The sequence below is a fragment of the Ochrobactrum sp. S1502_03 genome (genome assembly GCF_044435015.1).
Taxonomy (GTDB): domain Bacteria; phylum Pseudomonadota; class Alphaproteobacteria; order Rhizobiales; family Rhizobiaceae; genus Brucella; species Brucella chromiisoli.
In genome coordinates this window covers 133489-148591 of sequence record NZ_JAYEXN010000006.1, presented here as the reverse complement: position 1 = coordinate 148591, position 15103 = coordinate 133489, and the positions used below count along the sequence as shown (strand labels likewise).

Sequence of the window (15103 nt, the reverse complement as noted above, 5' to 3'; positions counted from 1 at the left end):
TCCGATTGAAATCGAAGGTCATGTTACCCTTTAAATAAGGGGTCCCGTTTGGATGCCGATAACCCCTCAAATGGGGTCCTTATTCCATGCTTAATGACACTTTTCAGCATTTAAAGTCTGATCACATAGTCCTTACGCGTTGTTTCAATCACTTCCCATGTCCCTTTGAAGCCCGGACGGATAACGAAGCGGTCGCCAGCGATGACTTCGCGGCTCTCCCCGCCCTCTTCTGTGACAATCGAGCGGCCAGACAGGATATAGCAATATTCCCACTCATCATATTCGATGCGCCATTTTCCCGGCGAGCTTTCCCATATGCCGGCAAAGAGTTTGCCATCGGCACTTTCCTCGAAATTCCACGTCAGAAATCGCGGATCGCCCAAAAGAACGCGCTCCGGCAACGGAGCGCTTTCTTCTGGTTCCACACCATCAATATCAAAGCTGAGGAACCGGCTCATCGCATCAGACCTTGGCAAGCGCCTGTTCGATATCAGCGATAATATCATCGGCGTCTTCAATACCAATCGACAGACGAACAACATCCGGGCCAGCACCGGCGGCCACTTTCTGCTCGTCCGTCAACTGACGGTGCGTTGTGGAAGCCGGGTGAATAACCAGCGAACGTGTGTCGCCAATATTGGCCAGAAGTGAAAACAGCTCCAGACTATCGACAAACTTGACGCCAGCTTCATAACCGCTCTTGAGGCCAAAGGTAAAAACAGAACCCGCGCCCTTCGGCGAATATTTTTGTGCAAGTGCGTGATACTTGTCATGCGGGAGTCCTGCATAATTCACCCAGGACACTTTTTCATGGCCATGCAGCCATGTAGCGACCTTCAATGCATTATCCGAATGACGCTGCATACGCAGTGGCAGCGTTTCAACGCCTGTCAGGATCTGGAAGGCATTGAATGGAGAAATAGCCGGGCCGAAATCGCGCAGACCCAGAACACGCGCGGCAATCGCAAAAGAGATATTGCCAAAGGTCTTATGCAATTCAAGACCTGCATAATCGGGACGCGGTTCGGTCAGAAGCGGATAATTGCCCGACTTGGCCCAATCGAATGTACCGGCATCCACCAGAATACCGCCCATCGAATTGCCATGGCCGCCAATGAACTTGGTCAGCGAATGCACGACAATATCTGCGCCATGTTCAATCGGGCGCACAAGATAAGGTGAAGCCAGCGTATTATCGACAATCAGTGGCAGACCATGCTTGTGGGCGATTTCCGCAATCGCTTCAATGTCAACGACGATACCACCCGGATTGGCGAAGCTTTCAATAAAGATTGCACGCGTGCGATCATCAATCTGCTTTGCGAAATCGGCAGGATTGGTTGCGTCAGCCCAGCGAACCTGCCAGCCGAATGACTTAAATGATTGGCCAAACTGATTGATTGAGCCGCCGTAAAGTTGGCGCGCGGCAACAAAATTGTCACCCGGCTGAAGCAGGGTGTGAAACACTAATAGCTGCGCAGCATGTCCCGAAGCGGTTGCAACTGCCGCTGTGCCGCCTTCAAGCGCTGCAATTCGCTCTTCCAGAACCGCTGTGGTCGGGTTTGTGATGCGCGTGTAAATATTGCCAAACGCCTGAAGACCAAACAAAGATGCTGCATGATCGGCATCATCGAACACAAAGGACGTTGTTTGATAGATCGGCGTGGCACGCGCACCGGTGGTTGGATCAGGCTTTGCACCTGCATGAACGGCGAGTGTTTCGATACCGGGTGAGCGCTTAGACATGAGTTCCTCCTGACAGCCTATGCCAAATAATATGACCGGACGTTAGGCTTTGCTTGAAAGAAAGCAAAGGAAGAATTTGCGCCAAGCGACACAAATACAGAAATTAATTCCGTGGTTTAGGATTAACCAATGAGACGCGGGTATTCGATCGCAGGGCAACGATCCATGACGACTTTTATACCAGCAGCCTGAGCCTTCTTTGCTGCTTCTTCATGCACCACATCAAGCTGCGTCCAAAGAACCGTTGGCCGATGCTTCAGAGACATCATTTCATCCACAATACCGGGGAGCGCTTCCGACGCGCGAAACACATCCACCATGTCAACCGGTTCGTTGATGTCGGCAAGCTCTGCTACGACTTGCTGCCCGTGGATGGTTTTCCCCACCTGCCCCGGATTAACCGGAATAACGTGATAGCCACGGTTCAGCAGAAACTTCATGACGCCATTGCTTGGCCGCTCGGGCTTTGGGGACGCACCCAGCAACGCAATCGTTTTGACGGACTGAAGAATATCACGAATTTCGTTATCTGAAGATATCTGCATAGCGCGCCTCCAATATCATTCCGGCGTTTATTGTAAGCATACAGAAACACAGGCTTGCAAGAGCAGCCACACTCCCCCTATTCATTATTATAAGGGAGAGAAGATGAGCGACACCACCACATACCAAACGGACTTCAGTCCCGTCATGAGCATTGAAGATTTGCAGGCTTTTATGAAGCGCGAATTTCCGCAGCTTGATGAAAGTTTTAAGATCTTCGCGGTCAATGAGGGTGCTGCGACCATGCACCTGCACGCCAATGATCAGCACTTGCGTCCCGGCGGCACTGTTTCCGGCCCCTCTCTCTTTGCTCTCGCAGATGTGGCGGCTTATGCAGCGATATTGGCGCATATCGGACCTGTAGCGCTGGCAGTGACCACAAACCTTAACATCAATTTTCTGCGCAAAGCCGATCCGGGCACTGTGCAAGCCGTGGCGCGAATTCTGAAGCTCGGCAAGCGTTTGGCTGTTCTGGATGTAAGCCTTACAAGCGGTGAAACAAATGACCTCATTGCCCATGCAACGGCAACTTATTCCATTCCACCACGGTAAAAAGATAGGGTATTATAATACCTAATGCATAAGTCATTGATTTTAATTGATTTTTACGAAAGCCATGCAAAAGAAGCTCTTGACGGCCAGCTAAAACCTGTGTATCGACCCGCCCAGCACATATGGGAGTCTACTTTCATATGCTGTTACGGTTGACCGTCATTACGACTGGTAAGACCAACACAAGCAACAAGAAAAGCCCGGATCGCAAGATCAGGGATTAAGTCAAGGAAGACTTCAATGGCAACTTTTTCTCAGAAGCCAGCCGAAGTGGTGAAGAAGTGGATTCTGATCGACGCAGAAGGTCTCGTCGTCGGTCGTCTCGCATCGCTCGTCGCCAATCGCCTGCGCGGTAAGCACAAAGCAACTTTCACCCCGCACGTTGACGATGGCGACAATGTCATCATCATCAATGCCGACAAGGTTGTTCTGACCGGCAAGAAGTACACCGACAAGGTTTACTACTGGCACACTGGTCACCCAGGTGGCATCAAGGAGCGTACTGCTCGCCAGATTCTCGAAGGCCGTTTCCCGGAACGCGTTCTTGAAAAGGCTATCGAGCGCATGATCCCACGTGGTCCGCTCGGCCGTCGCCAGATGAAGAACCTGCGCGTTTATGCAGGTGCAGAACATCAGCATGAAGCTCAGCAGCCCGAAGTCCTCGACGTCGCAGCGCTGAACCGCAAGAACAAAGGGAATGCATAATCATGGCTGAGCAGCTCAACTCGCTCGAAGAACTCGGCAGCATCGCATCTGCATCTGCAGAAGCCGCTCCAGTTCACGTCCAGAAGATCGACGCTCAGGGCCGCGCTTATGCTACCGGCAAGCGTAAAGACGCGATCGCTCGCGTCTGGGTCAAGCCAGGCTCTGGCAAGATCACAGTCAATGGCAAAGAATTCGCCGCATATTTCGCACGTCCGGTTCTGCAGATGATTTTGCAGCAGCCAATCGTTGCGTCAAACCGCGCTGGCCAGTTCGATGTCATCGCTACCGTTGTTGGTGGTGGTCTTTCCGGTCAGGCCGGTGCTGTTCGTCACGGCATTTCCAAGGCACTCACCTACTACGAACCAGGCCTTCGCACGGTTCTCAAGAAGGGTGGCTTCCTTACCCGTGACAGCCGCGTTGTTGAACGTAAGAAGTACGGTAAGGCTAAGGCTCGCCGTAGCTTCCAGTTCTCGAAGCGTTAATATTTATCGCTTTGGAATTACAGAAAAGCGGGCCTTCGGGTCCGCTTTTTTGCTATTGGTCGCCCGAATATAAAACTGGAATCAGTCAATGTCTTCGCAGCGCTTCGCCAACACACCCCAACCTCCCTACTTCGTTGTTTCATTCTCGTCGCAGCGTTTTCGCGATGATGATGATGGTTATGGCGAAATGGCCGACCGCATGGTCGAGCTTGCCGCACAGCAGCCCGGATATCTGGGTATTGAGAGTGCGCGCGATACGGAAGGCTTTGGCATCACCAATTCATTCTGGGCTGATGATGACAGCATCCGCGCATGGAAACGCGACGTCGATCATCTTGTGGCGCAAAAGCTGGGCCGTCAGAAGTGGTACGAAACTTATTGCGTTCGTATTGCCCGTGTAGAACGTGCTTACGGGTTTGAAGCGAAAACCGCATAAAGCAATCTCCCCTTTTGCCTCGTGAAGCGCTAAGAGAGTTGAGATGCCATACGGGAGCCGGCTATGCCCTCTAAAACGATTGACCACGCTTTTACCGCTCGCAGCCTGACAAGCGCTGCCACCGACCCCACCCATGCGGGTGTGCTGTCGTTTATGCGGCGTCTTTACAGCAAGTCGCTAAAAGGTGCTGAAGCTGTTGTCTGGGGCATTCCCTTCGATGCTGCGGTTTCAAATCGCCCCGGTGCGCGCTTTGGTCCGCAGGCCATCCGGCGTGCATCAGCGATTTTCGACAATGATCCGCAATATCCTTTTGAACGCGACCTGTTCGAAAATCTTGCTGTCATCGACTATGGCGACTGCCTGCTCGATTACGGCAATCATTACAAAACGCCCGCAACGATTGAGCGGGAAGCCGCGAAAATCCTCAAATCCGATGCGTTTTTGCTCACCCTTGGCGGTGATCATTTTATCACCTGGCCGCTACTCAAGGCCCATGCAGCAAAATATGGTCCGCTGGCGCTCGTTCAGTTCGATGCACATCAAGATACGTGGTTTGACGATGGCAAACGCATCGATCACGGCTCTTTCGTCGCGCGTGCCGTTCGTGACGGAATTATCGATCCGGACCTTTCGATCCAAATCGGCATACGCACACATGCGCCAGAAGATTGCGGTATCAAGATCATCTATGGCCACGAAGTCGAGGATATGTCGGCGCAGGCTATTGCCGATGAAATTCTCAAGCGCACCGCTGGCAAGAAGACTTATCTGACTTTCGACATTGATTGTCTTGATCCGGCCTTTGCGCCCGGAACCGGCACACCTGTTGCGGGTGGCCCGTCTTCGGCAAAGATGCTTTCCGTACTTCGCAAGCTCACAGCACTTGATTTTGTGGGTGCAGATGTTGTTGAGGTTGCACCGGCTTATGATCATGCTGATATAACGGCAATCGCAGGAGCGACCATTGCAATGTATTATCTTGGGCTTCTGGCTGAACAAAAGGCACGACGACGATAAACAAAGCTCAGAAACTGATTCAAGAAGCTCTAAAATCGATTCCGAATATTGGCGTAACTTACTGAAATCTAAAGGCAAAGCGCATGAAACCGAAAATCTTCATCGACGGCGAACACGGCACAACCGGTCTGCAAATCCGCAGCCGCCTTGCCGAACGCGACGATCTTGAAGTGATTTCCATCCCGGAAGCCGAGCGACGCAACAAGGATTTGCGCGCCGACTATCTGCGTGCTGCCGATATTGCGATCCTCTGCCTGCCGGATGATGCTTCAAAAGAAGCTGTTGCGCTGCTTGAAGGTCATAACTCGACGCGTGTCATTGATACCTCGACTGCGCATCGTATCCATGCCGACTGGGCCTATGGCTTTGCAGAGCTTGCAAAAGGACAGCGTGAACGCATTGCAGAAGCCCGTCTTGTCGCCAATCCCGGCTGCTATCCAACCGGTGCAATTGCGCTGGTGCGTCCATTGCGCGATGCGGGTCTGCTGGCGGCCGACTATCCGATCAGCGTCAACGCGGTTTCCGGCTATACGGGCGGCGGCAAACAGATGATCGCGCAGATGGAAGACAAGAGCCATCCAGAGCATCTGACGGCCAATAACTTCCTTTATGGCTTATCCTTGCACCACAAGCATGTGCCGGAACTTCAGCTGCATAGTCGTCTGGATCGTCGTCCGATTTTCAGCCCAAGCGTTGGCCGTTTTCCGCAGGGTATGATCGTTCAGGTTCCACTGTTCGTGACAGAGCTTGAAGGCAAGCCATCGCTTAAGGATGTTCATGCGGCTTTGAGCGCACATTATGCCGGTCAGGATATTGTGGACGTAGTTTCGCTAGAAGAAAGCAGCAGGCTTTCGCGTATCGATGCGGAAGAGCTTGCGGGCCAGGACGGTATGAAGCTGTTCGTGTTTGGCACCGAAGGCGACAATCAGGTCAATCTCGTGGCACTGCTTGACAATCTTGGCAAGGGTGCATCGGGTGCAGCCGTTCAGAACATGAACCTGATGCTCGGCAAATAATCCGAACATGAAATGAAAAGCCCGGCTTTAATTTAAGCCGGGCTTTTTTTAATCCTGATACGCCCCCTTGGTTGCGCGCCAGTGAGCAACAGCAAAGGCCAATACCATAAGTGCGACGAACTGGTGCGTCAGCCCCAGATCAAGCGGGACACTCATCAGAAGCGTTACAATACCAATCGCGGCCTGCACCAGAATGAGGCCCAGCAAAACGATTGCGCGGCGGGCATGCGTGGTTCCGGCTGCATTTTTCCAGACTTGAACCAAGTGCAGAATGGCAAGGACCACAACCGTATATGCAAACATACGATGCACAAACTGGACGGTCTTTGGATTTTCAAACAGATTGATCCACCATGGCGACTGAATAAACAAGTCTGACGGAATGATCGAACCATCCATCAATGGCCATGTGTTGTAGGTCAGACCGGCATGGAGGCCAGCAACCAGACCGCCCAGATAAATCTGCACCAAGACGGCAAAGACAAGCCATCCGGCAAAGCACTGGATCGCCCGCTTGGCCGGGCGTTCGGTATATTTTGCCAGACCGCGCGCGATATAAAACACGGCTGTGATGATGATACAGGCGGTTGTCAGATGGATTGCAAGGCGATACTGGCTCACACTGGTGCGCTCGCTTAAGCCCGATGCCACCATCCACCAGCCAATCGCGCCCTGAAAGCCGCCCAATGCGAGTAGACCGAGCATACGATATTTCAGCGTGGTATTAAGGCGTCCAGTCAGCCAGAAAAATGCGAGTGGGATCGCAACCAGAAAGCCCACGAAGCGCGCAAGCATACGATGCGCCCATTCCCACCAGAAAATGGACTGGAATGCTTCCAGTGACATGCCCTTGTTGATCTGCTGATATTGCGGAATCTGGCGATATTTATCGAATTCTTCCAGCCATTCTGCATGATTGAGCGGTGGAATAACGCCATGAATGGGTTTCCATTCGGTGATCGACAGACCCGAGCCAGTCATGCGGGTTGCACCGCCAACCATGACAATCGCAATCAGCACGACGAAAACCGCATAAAGCCAATAACGGATCAGCCTGCGATTGTTCTCATCGCTTTGTCGAACGGAAACTGCCGTCATGCCATCTCATCCTTAAATTTCAGATCAGGGATACATGCCGCATAGGCGATAGCGTTACAAGACAAGTTCTCGCGACATGCCGACGCGTTTTCGCTTCCTTTGCACCTGCTCACGAGCTAGTGATGACAAATAAAGAGGAGAATGACATGCCCGTTCGGCTGAAAAAACTCATAGGCACGCTTCTGCTGGTCGCCCTTGTGATCGTCTATGCAGTTTTTGCAACAATCATCGCCGTCGCGCAGCTCGCAGAGTCACCCGCGTGGGTTCATCTGCTCTATTTCCTGTTCACAGGCGTTCTCTGGGTGGTGCCTGCCATGGGGATCATCTGGTGGATGGCGCAGCCCCCACGACCAAAGCGCCATTGATTGATAACCGGGACGAAAAAGCAGCCTTCGGCACCGAAAATGCGGCTATACGAAGGAATAATGCGATCTTGGCGTGAAATCAGGTTCGGGAGGCCGCATCCCAATATCTGAGCCGACTGCCTGACGAGAATTATCCATCATAATAATCACATCCTCATAGCCATCCTGATCCATATCAAGGGCTGCGATAATCACGCTGTTATCGTCCGGTTCGACAACATTCATGATGACCACTGCCGGACCATCGGCTATGCGGCGTATCTGGCGTGATGTGGATGGGCCACATTCAGTCACCACAAAATCATAGACCGTTTCGAGTGCGTCCAGAATATATGGCAGCCGATCTGCGGACCGCATGGCGTTTTCCGGCCTGACCCTGCCAAGCGGCATGATATGCGCCTGAGAATAATGATCCGCATGGATGACATCGTTGAAGCGGCACTCACCGGCAAGAAGCTCGGTAATTCCAGCGCAATTGTTGCCATCAAGCATAACCAGACCAAGCGTGCCATGGGCGGTCATATCGATCAGAATCGCACGCTTGCCGCGATCCGCAATTTCTCGCACAAGTTTCACCGTTGCAGCCGATGCATTGTCACCTTCGGGTGAAACAGCGATAACACGCTTCAACGTGCCTGCCATAAGGCGATCGGCAACGAATTTCACACTATGTGGATTTTCATCCGCGATAACCGAAGTGCCTGACATGAGAGGCGAAGTCCATCGCTGCACTGGCTGATCCTCCGAAGCAGGAGCAAACGCCATGCCGGTTGCAACCGCAATCACCGGCATGGCAACTTCTTCGACCGTTGCAAAACGACGCTCATCAGCGCTCACCCGAGCACGGGCGTTCAACACTTCACGAAACAGAACGAAGGCCGAGAGCAAAAGCAGCCCCACAACAAAGGTTGCGCTAACAATCGGTAAGGTTTTGGGAGTGTAAGGCGCGGCAGGCACATCAGCGCGGGCTAATATCCGAGCATATGGCGAGGCACCATTGCTGCGCGCGTGTGCCGCGGCTTCGCGATAGCGCGTCTGATAGGTTTCAAGAAGCTGACGCTGGGTGGCCGCTTCAAGCTCAAGAGCGCGACGTTCCACTTTCTGCGTCCCGGCTTGCGTTTCCTGCGCCCTAAGCCGATTTAACGTAGCTGTGAGTTCATCTTCATGCAGTTTTGCAGCATTTATCTCATCGTTGAGGCTTGCAAGCAGTTTGCGTTCTTCCGCCTTGATCTGATGCTCAACATCAACAAGCTGCGATCTCAGGGCTTTAATACGTGGATGCTCCTCAAGCAGCGTCAAAGAGAGATCAGCAATCTGTGAATTGAGTTCAATACGACGTTCTGCCAGCCGTTGCATCGTGCCCGACGTAACATCAACAGGCAAAGCATCACCATCAACCCCGGACGCAATCGCCTGACGCACAGCCTCGGCGCGTGCTTCCAATGCCGCGCGATCAGCGCGCAAACGTGTGAGTTGGCTTCTCACTTCTACGATTTTCTCGGGCGCAATCGAACTGTTGGCCTGCGCTGCCAGCGGCACTTTTGCAGCCCGATAAGCCGCAATCTTTGCTTCTGAAGCGTGGACCTTGCCGCGCAAGCCCTCAATCTCCTGCGCAAGCCAACCCCTTGCGTCATCATAGGATTCGAGCCTTGCTGTATCATGCAGCGCGATATATGCCTCAGCTACAGCGTTGGCGATCTCTGCGGCTTTGTTTGCATTTGAAGACGCATATTGCACAATGATCGCACTTGATCCGGTATCGCTGAAAACCTGCAAGTTCTGACGCAGCTTTTGCAAAACACGTTCGTCCGGCGACTGGTCAGCCGGATCATCGTGCATGCCAAGAAGAATCAACACGCGCGTCCAAGGCTTTATATTTGTTGCGGTAAATGCCGCTTCTTCAGCAAGATTGAGCCTGTCAGAGACCTGTTTGAGCAAGGCACCGGAAGTGAGAACCTCGACCTGAGTTTTCATCCCTTCCGGATCCATGAGCGGCCGCTTGGTCGTTGTTTCACCATTAAGACGCGCAACCCCCGGCTCGCGTGATTCAATCAGGATACGGGCTTGAGCGCGGTAGTCAGGCACAATGAGAAGGCAAACAATCCACGCCAGAATGGCAAGAGCGATCGCACCACCAAAAATCAACAGCCAATTGCGGCGCAAGCTCGCAAAAAGCGCACCAATATCAATGTCTATATGTTTCGACAGGCCATCAATCAGGGACATTTCGGTACTCCGCCCGATACCCGTCTTTGCAGTATCGCGCAATCATCCTCGCCTATTCACAGGAATGAGGCCTATTTCTTTTCTAAAAGTAAACGAACAAGGTAACCAGAGCGTTAAACCGCGAGGTTAGTGGTCTCTGTTTGTAGGCATGTCCTTAACCTGAAACCGGCTCCCGTTTTTGGCAGTTATGCTTTGGAATTCCCCCTGCTTACGACAAGTTTTTTTCACCACAAGTGAGGTTCTTTACCAGCCATTAACCCTAATCAATCGATAACATCATTCAGAGCATTTGGATCTTTTGACCCGAATCTGTGATGGGGCAATGCTTTTCGGAAGAAACCGAGGCGAAAATGACGATGCAGAAAACTCATAGACAGCGCGGAGGCCAAATGGCTCTTGTTGCGCTCGGCCTTGCGGCGATGATGCTTTCCGCATGTTCAAGCTATCGCCCTGCCCCGCCCGCCTTTCATGCCGCGCTAACCGAACCCTATCTGCTCAATGCCGGTGATCGTGTGCGCATTACAGTGTTTGAACAAGCAAGCCTGACCAATAATTACAGTGTCGATCAGTCCGGTTATATCGCATTTCCGCTTGTTGGCAGCGTTCCGGCGAGCGGCAAGACCGTCAAGCAGCTTGAAGGAATTATCGCGTCAAAACTGCGCGGTGGTTATTTGCGCGATCCTGATGTGAGCGTTGAAGTTGACCGCTATCGTCCGATCTTCATCATGGGTGAAGTGGGCGGCTCGGGCCAATATTCCTACGTCCCGGGGATGACGGTGCAAAAGGCAATTGCGGCGGCGGGCGGTTTTTCGCCACGCGCCAATCAGGAAAATGTCGATATCACCCGCACAATCAACGAAAAGGTTATTACGGGGCGCGTGTTGATCACTGATCCGGTCCTGCCCGGTGACACAATTTATGTGCGCGAGCGTCTGTTCTGATGGCGATCAATGTCTGATGACGCACGTTTGCCGATCACCCACTGTTTTCGCAAATCCGCGGGTCGCTTGCTCCGCCGTGGCTGCGATCTCATCGACAAACAGCAATATATCGGCATCGGTGACGTTCGAGCCGCCGACAAAGCCCATCGCATCATCAAGAAATTGCAGTCGGACACCCTGCACGGACGAGGCGCCCAAGGCGGCGTTTTTACCTGCCTGTCCGGCTCAGCTCTACGGGTTTTTAAGTCTCGCGTAGCCCGTATCCATTCACCGCTAGGCGGTCGCCTGCACTTCGACAAAAAACGCCGTAGCCCAGCTGCGTTTTTAATCGAAAAATTGCTGGCATCGCCATGTGGTCGCCCATTCTATAGAATTGGTTTACCGTCTGGCACGATCCTGACACTCTCAGAGCGATCGTGCATTTTTAATCAGTATTTCCTTAGGATTTACGGCTAAATATGCGCAGGCGCTTGGGACCGTGGGAGCAAAACTTTGCGGAATACTGATATGACTTCTCCAGTTGATCCGGAAAAAAACAAGCCCGATCAGCAGGACCGTTCCAGGTCGCAGGAACAGGTCGAGCTCAATCCTATGGCGCGCCAGATGGCTGAGCAATATGCGCGTGACCCACTGTCTCCGAGCATGTTCAGCGGTGTCATACGTCTTATTGAATTCGCGATCATTCTTATAACAGGTATCGTCAGTCTTGCTTCCTATGTCAGCTTCAGCACGCCGCATATCGCTTATTATTTCCTCGTTATGATCGTCAGCGGCGCACTGTTTGTGCTGCTTATGGAAATGAACAATGGATACCAGATCCATATTCTGCGTAGTCCAAGCCGCCATCTGAAACGGGTTTTCATGACATGGGCGACAATATTGGGGCTTGTGGCCGTTACGGGCTTCCTGTTCAAGGTTTCTTCCGACTTCTCGCGTGCGTGGTTCCTGATCTGGGCGCTGAGTGGGCTGATTATCCTCATGATCTCGCGCCTGTTCGTCTCATGGCGTATTCGCCGCTGGGCGCGCAACGGCATTATGGAGCGGCGCGCAGTCATTGTCGGTGGTGGCCCCAATGCCGAAGCGCTGATCCGTTCGCTGGAACAACAAGCCGATAATGATATCCGTATTTGCGGCATTTTTGATGACCGCGATGACAAGCGATCCCCACCGGTGGTTGCAGGCTATCCCAAGCTCGGCAATATCAAGGAATTAATCGAATTTGCACGTATAGCGCATATCGACATGCTTATTGTGTCGCTGCCTATCAGCGCTGAAGAGCGCATTCTTACGATCCTGAACAAGCTCTGGGTTCTGCCCGTCGATATACGCTTGTCGGCGCTCAACAGTCACATCCGGTTTCGACCGCGCGCCTATTCCTATATTGGCACCGTGCCGATGCTCGATATTTTCGACAAGCCGATCAATGACTGGGATTCGGTCGCCAAGCGCATTTTTGATATCGTATTCAGCCTGCTTGGCATTATCTTTCTTTCTCCCATCATGCTTGCAACAGCGATTGCCATCAAGCTGGACAGCAAAGGCCCCGTGCTTTTCAAGCAAAAGCGCCATGGCTTTAACAATGAAATTATCAATGTCTGGAAATTCCGCTCAATGTATACTGAGCAAACCGATGCGACTGCACGCAATGCTGTGAGCAGAAACGATCCGCGCGTAACGCGGGTGGGTAGATTTATTCGCAAGGCATCCATTGATGAATTACCGCAGTTCTTCAATTCACTGTCCGGTTCGCTATCACTTGTCGGCCCGCGTCCGCATGCGGTCGCAGCGCATTCGCACAATGTGCTTTTTAATGAAGTTGTCGATGGGTATTTCGCCCGTCATCGTGTGAAACCGGGCGTAACAGGCTGGGCACAGATCAATGGCTGGCGCGGTGAAATCGACAATGAAGACAAGATCAGGATGCGCACAGAATTTGATCTCTACTACATCGAAAACTGGTCCCTCTGGTTCGATCTGAAAATCCTGTTTCTCACACCGGTCAGACTTCTCAATACGGAAAACGCCTATTGAGCGCGGCAATTAGAGCATTTCCTGTTTGGATTGAGCCATTGGAAATGCTCTAATTATTTGTCTGTTTTCACGCATTATCCCACGCAAAACCGCTTCGCACTTTTGCTGGAAATGCCTTTCCCTGCTTTCACGCATTATCCCGCGCAAAACCGCTTCGCACTTTTGCTGGAAATGCTCTATTACCGGCGCCGTGGGCGCGCTATATCATGGGCAAATCAGGAAAACTTACTGAATTCTATAACGAAATCACGAACACCGGAGGCCAGAAACTGCACGGCTACACAAGTCAGCAGAAAGCCCATAATTTTCGTTACAGCCTGCATCCCATGCTCACCTAACGCTTTCTCAATCCAGCTTGCAGATGAGAGGGCGACATATGCAATGCCAACGACAATCGCGATGCCAATGGCGATGATAATGTATCCCAGAACGTTATGATCCGTCGGAACCTGAGATGAAAAACTCATCACGACAGCAATTGAGCCCGGACCTGCAAGGCTCGGCATTGCCAGAGGTGAAAACGAGTAATCCAGATCAGCTTTCTTAATATCGACCGGTGCCGCATCCACTTCAGATGATGTGTCCTCGCCTGAAAAAATCATGCGAAGCGCCAGGATCATGATGATAATGCCACCCGCGACACGAATCCCCGGCATAGATATGCTAAAAAGCGAGATAATTCCGTTCCCCAGCAGCATGAACACGATAAGGATCGAAAATGCATAAATGCAGGCTTTCCGTGCTTGCGCTCGCTTATTCTCTGCACTCATTCGCTTTGTCAGCGACATATATATCGGAATTGTCGTCAGAGGATTCATAATAGGCAGCAAGCCAATCACGACAATCGATACATATTTTATGATTTCAACCAATAAGCTCATTTAAGAAGCCTTACATTTAAACCGTTTATTGAACAGCGAATTGATGAATTTTTATAACAAGATAGCCATCAATGACACCCGCCATTTTTCGATTTTATTGTGAGCACACAAGTATGATTGAAACACACATGAAAATAAGTTCTAATTACGTTGTTTCAAAAAGCAGGAAATTTTTAAAGTCAGTCTTTAAAAAGAAAGCCAAATATACTTCATCAAAACGGATCGTTAATCACCCCCCTTTTGCACGATCCTCATCAATTGCATAAAAGTTAAACTGCCCCTGTCACGACAGGGGCCTTTTTATTCAACCCGACCGAAGATCAGACTAAAACATACTTGCATTATTAAAGGAAAATGGTCGGAGCGGCGGGATTCGAACCCACGACCCCTTGACCCCCAGTCAAGTGCGCTACCGGGCTGCGCTACGCTCCGAACCATGAAAAATCACTAGATTATAAAGGTTTAAACCGCAAGCCCTTAAAATATGAAAAAAGAACAAAATGAACACAGATGCATGGCGTGTCTAGTGTCAGAACAAAAAACGCCCCCCTCGCCCTCCCGCTTCAGACAGAGCGTGTTGCGGATCTATTAAATGAATGGGCATGAACCTCAGAATAGCGTAAAAGCCGCTCAATTCATGCTTGCAGTCGGAAAAAATAACTCTATCTAAGAACTGCGCGGGACGACCCGCGTCTGTGTTCACTATGGGACGGCCCATACCCAAGGAGCACCATAATGGCATGGGTTTATCTTGTACTTGCTGGCAGCCTCGAAATCGTCTGGGCCTATTTCATGAAAAAGTCGGAAGGCTTTTCGCTGCTAACGCCAAGCATCATCACAATCGTTACAATGATCGGTAGTTTCGCCCTGCTTTCCGTTGCAATGCGCAGTCTGCCGCTTGGCACTGCTTACGCTATCTGGACCGGCATCGGTGCCGTGGGTGCCTTCATTGTCGGAATCGTCATTCTGGGTGAGGCTGCAACTTTTTTCCGTGTCGCCAGCGTTACTTTGATATTGGCAGGCATTATCGGCCTGAAATTATCATCATCATAGATTTGAAAAAA

At 51.5% G+C, this 15103-nt stretch carries 17 protein-coding genes and 1 tRNA gene; 11 read left to right on the top strand and 7 right to left on the bottom strand.

The features are described 5' to 3' along the window. Positions 1 to 110 precede the first annotated feature (110 nt). The 3 genes from VBH83_RS07235 to VBH83_RS07225 form a co-directional block, all read right to left on the bottom strand. The gene (locus tag VBH83_RS07235; protein WP_265983463.1) at positions 111 to 458 is read right to left on the bottom strand and encodes a cupin domain-containing protein; all 348 of its coding nucleotides are present in this window, start codon (positions 456 to 458) and stop codon (positions 111 to 113) included. A gap of 4 nt (positions 459 to 462) precedes the next feature. After that, complete coding sequence (locus VBH83_RS07230) at positions 463 to 1746, bottom strand: O-acetylhomoserine aminocarboxypropyltransferase (protein ID WP_265983462.1); 1284 nt, start codon at positions 1744 to 1746, stop codon at positions 463 to 465. Between the two features lie 122 nt (positions 1747 to 1868). Next, positions 1869 to 2291: a CoA-binding protein gene (locus tag VBH83_RS07225; protein ID WP_265983461.1), complete on the bottom strand. Its 423-nt coding sequence runs from the start codon at positions 2289 to 2291 to the stop codon at positions 1869 to 1871. 103 nt (positions 2292 to 2394) lie between these two features. Between VBH83_RS07225 and VBH83_RS07220 the strand changes: the two genes are divergently transcribed. The 6 genes from VBH83_RS07220 to argC all read left to right on the top strand — a co-directional run bounded on the left by VBH83_RS07220 (position 2395) and on the right by argC (position 6497). Continuing rightward, positions 2395 to 2841, top strand: a complete 447-nt coding sequence (locus VBH83_RS07220) for a PaaI family thioesterase (RefSeq protein ID WP_265983460.1) — start codon at positions 2395 to 2397, stop codon at positions 2839 to 2841. Between the two features lie 240 nt (positions 2842 to 3081). After that, positions 3082 to 3546: a 50S ribosomal protein L13 gene (rplM, locus tag VBH83_RS07215; RefSeq protein ID WP_007874511.1), complete on the top strand. Its 465-nt coding sequence runs from the start codon at positions 3082 to 3084 to the stop codon at positions 3544 to 3546. A 2-nt stretch (positions 3547 to 3548) separates the two neighbouring features. Further along, positions 3549 to 4028, top strand: a complete 480-nt coding sequence (rpsI, locus tag VBH83_RS07210; RefSeq protein WP_094506946.1) for a 30S ribosomal protein S9 — start codon at positions 3549 to 3551, stop codon at positions 4026 to 4028. A gap of 88 nt (positions 4029 to 4116) precedes the next feature. Then, entirely contained in the window at positions 4117 to 4464 is a 348-nt protein-coding gene (locus VBH83_RS07205; RefSeq protein WP_265983456.1) for an antibiotic biosynthesis monooxygenase, read from the top strand. A 63-nt stretch (positions 4465 to 4527) separates the two neighbouring features. After that, a complete protein-coding gene (gene speB, locus VBH83_RS07200) occupies positions 4528 to 5481 on the top strand; it encodes an agmatinase (protein WP_265983455.1) in 954 nt (317 codons plus the stop codon). A gap of 83 nt (positions 5482 to 5564) precedes the next feature. Further along, positions 5565 to 6497 carry an N-acetyl-gamma-glutamyl-phosphate reductase gene (argC, locus tag VBH83_RS07195; RefSeq protein ID WP_265983453.1) on the top strand — a complete coding sequence of 311 codons (933 nt, stop codon included), beginning with the start codon at positions 5565 to 5567 and terminating at the stop codon, positions 6495 to 6497. Between the two features lie 48 nt (positions 6498 to 6545). On the opposite strand, the gene VBH83_RS07190 is transcribed toward argC, so the two are convergent. Then, positions 6546 to 7595 carry a COX15/CtaA family protein gene (locus VBH83_RS07190; protein ID WP_265983451.1) on the bottom strand — a complete coding sequence of 350 codons (1050 nt, stop codon included), beginning with the start codon at positions 7593 to 7595 and terminating at the stop codon, positions 6546 to 6548. Between the two features lie 146 nt (positions 7596 to 7741). Here VBH83_RS07190 and VBH83_RS07185 point away from each other — a divergent pair, with 146 nt between their 5' ends. Beyond that, the gene (locus VBH83_RS07185; RefSeq protein ID WP_265983449.1) at positions 7742 to 7960 is read left to right on the top strand and encodes a DUF2842 domain-containing protein; all 219 of its coding nucleotides are present in this window, start codon (positions 7742 to 7744) and stop codon (positions 7958 to 7960) included. Positions 7961 to 8005: 45 nt separating this feature from the next. Here VBH83_RS07185 and VBH83_RS07180 read toward each other — a convergent pair whose 3' ends face one another. Then, positions 8006 to 10228, bottom strand: a complete 2223-nt coding sequence (locus tag VBH83_RS07180) for a GumC family protein (RefSeq protein WP_396996946.1) — start codon at positions 10226 to 10228, stop codon at positions 8006 to 8008. A gap of 314 nt (positions 10229 to 10542) precedes the next feature. On the opposite strand from VBH83_RS07180, the gene VBH83_RS07175 reads away from it, so the two are divergent. From VBH83_RS07175 to VBH83_RS07165, 3 genes are read left to right on the top strand one after another with little or no spacing between them, the layout of a single operon-like run. Further along, positions 10543 to 11127: a polysaccharide biosynthesis/export family protein gene (locus tag VBH83_RS07175; protein WP_323054531.1), complete on the top strand. Its 585-nt coding sequence runs from the start codon at positions 10543 to 10545 to the stop codon at positions 11125 to 11127. Positions 11128 to 11136: 9 nt separating this feature from the next. After that, positions 11137 to 11583, top strand: a complete 447-nt coding sequence (locus tag VBH83_RS07170; protein WP_396996943.1) for a hypothetical protein — start codon at positions 11137 to 11139, stop codon at positions 11581 to 11583. A gap of 36 nt (positions 11584 to 11619) precedes the next feature. Continuing rightward, positions 11620 to 13158, top strand: a complete 1539-nt coding sequence (locus VBH83_RS07165; protein WP_396996941.1) for an undecaprenyl-phosphate glucose phosphotransferase — start codon at positions 11620 to 11622, stop codon at positions 13156 to 13158. 215 nt (positions 13159 to 13373) lie between these two features. Here the strand turns inward: VBH83_RS07165 and VBH83_RS07160 are convergent, their stop codons facing one another. Further along, the gene (locus tag VBH83_RS07160; protein ID WP_265983443.1) at positions 13374 to 14039 is read right to left on the bottom strand and encodes a MarC family NAAT transporter; all 666 of its coding nucleotides are present in this window, start codon (positions 14037 to 14039) and stop codon (positions 13374 to 13376) included. 355 nt (positions 14040 to 14394) lie between these two features. Next, positions 14395 to 14471, bottom strand: a tRNA-Pro gene (locus tag VBH83_RS07155). A gap of 303 nt (positions 14472 to 14774) precedes the next feature. Here VBH83_RS07155 and sugE point away from each other — a divergent pair. Next, entirely contained in the window at positions 14775 to 15092 is a 318-nt protein-coding gene (gene sugE / locus VBH83_RS07150; RefSeq protein ID WP_265983393.1) for a quaternary ammonium compound efflux SMR transporter SugE, read from the top strand. Positions 15093 to 15103 lie beyond the last annotated feature (11 nt).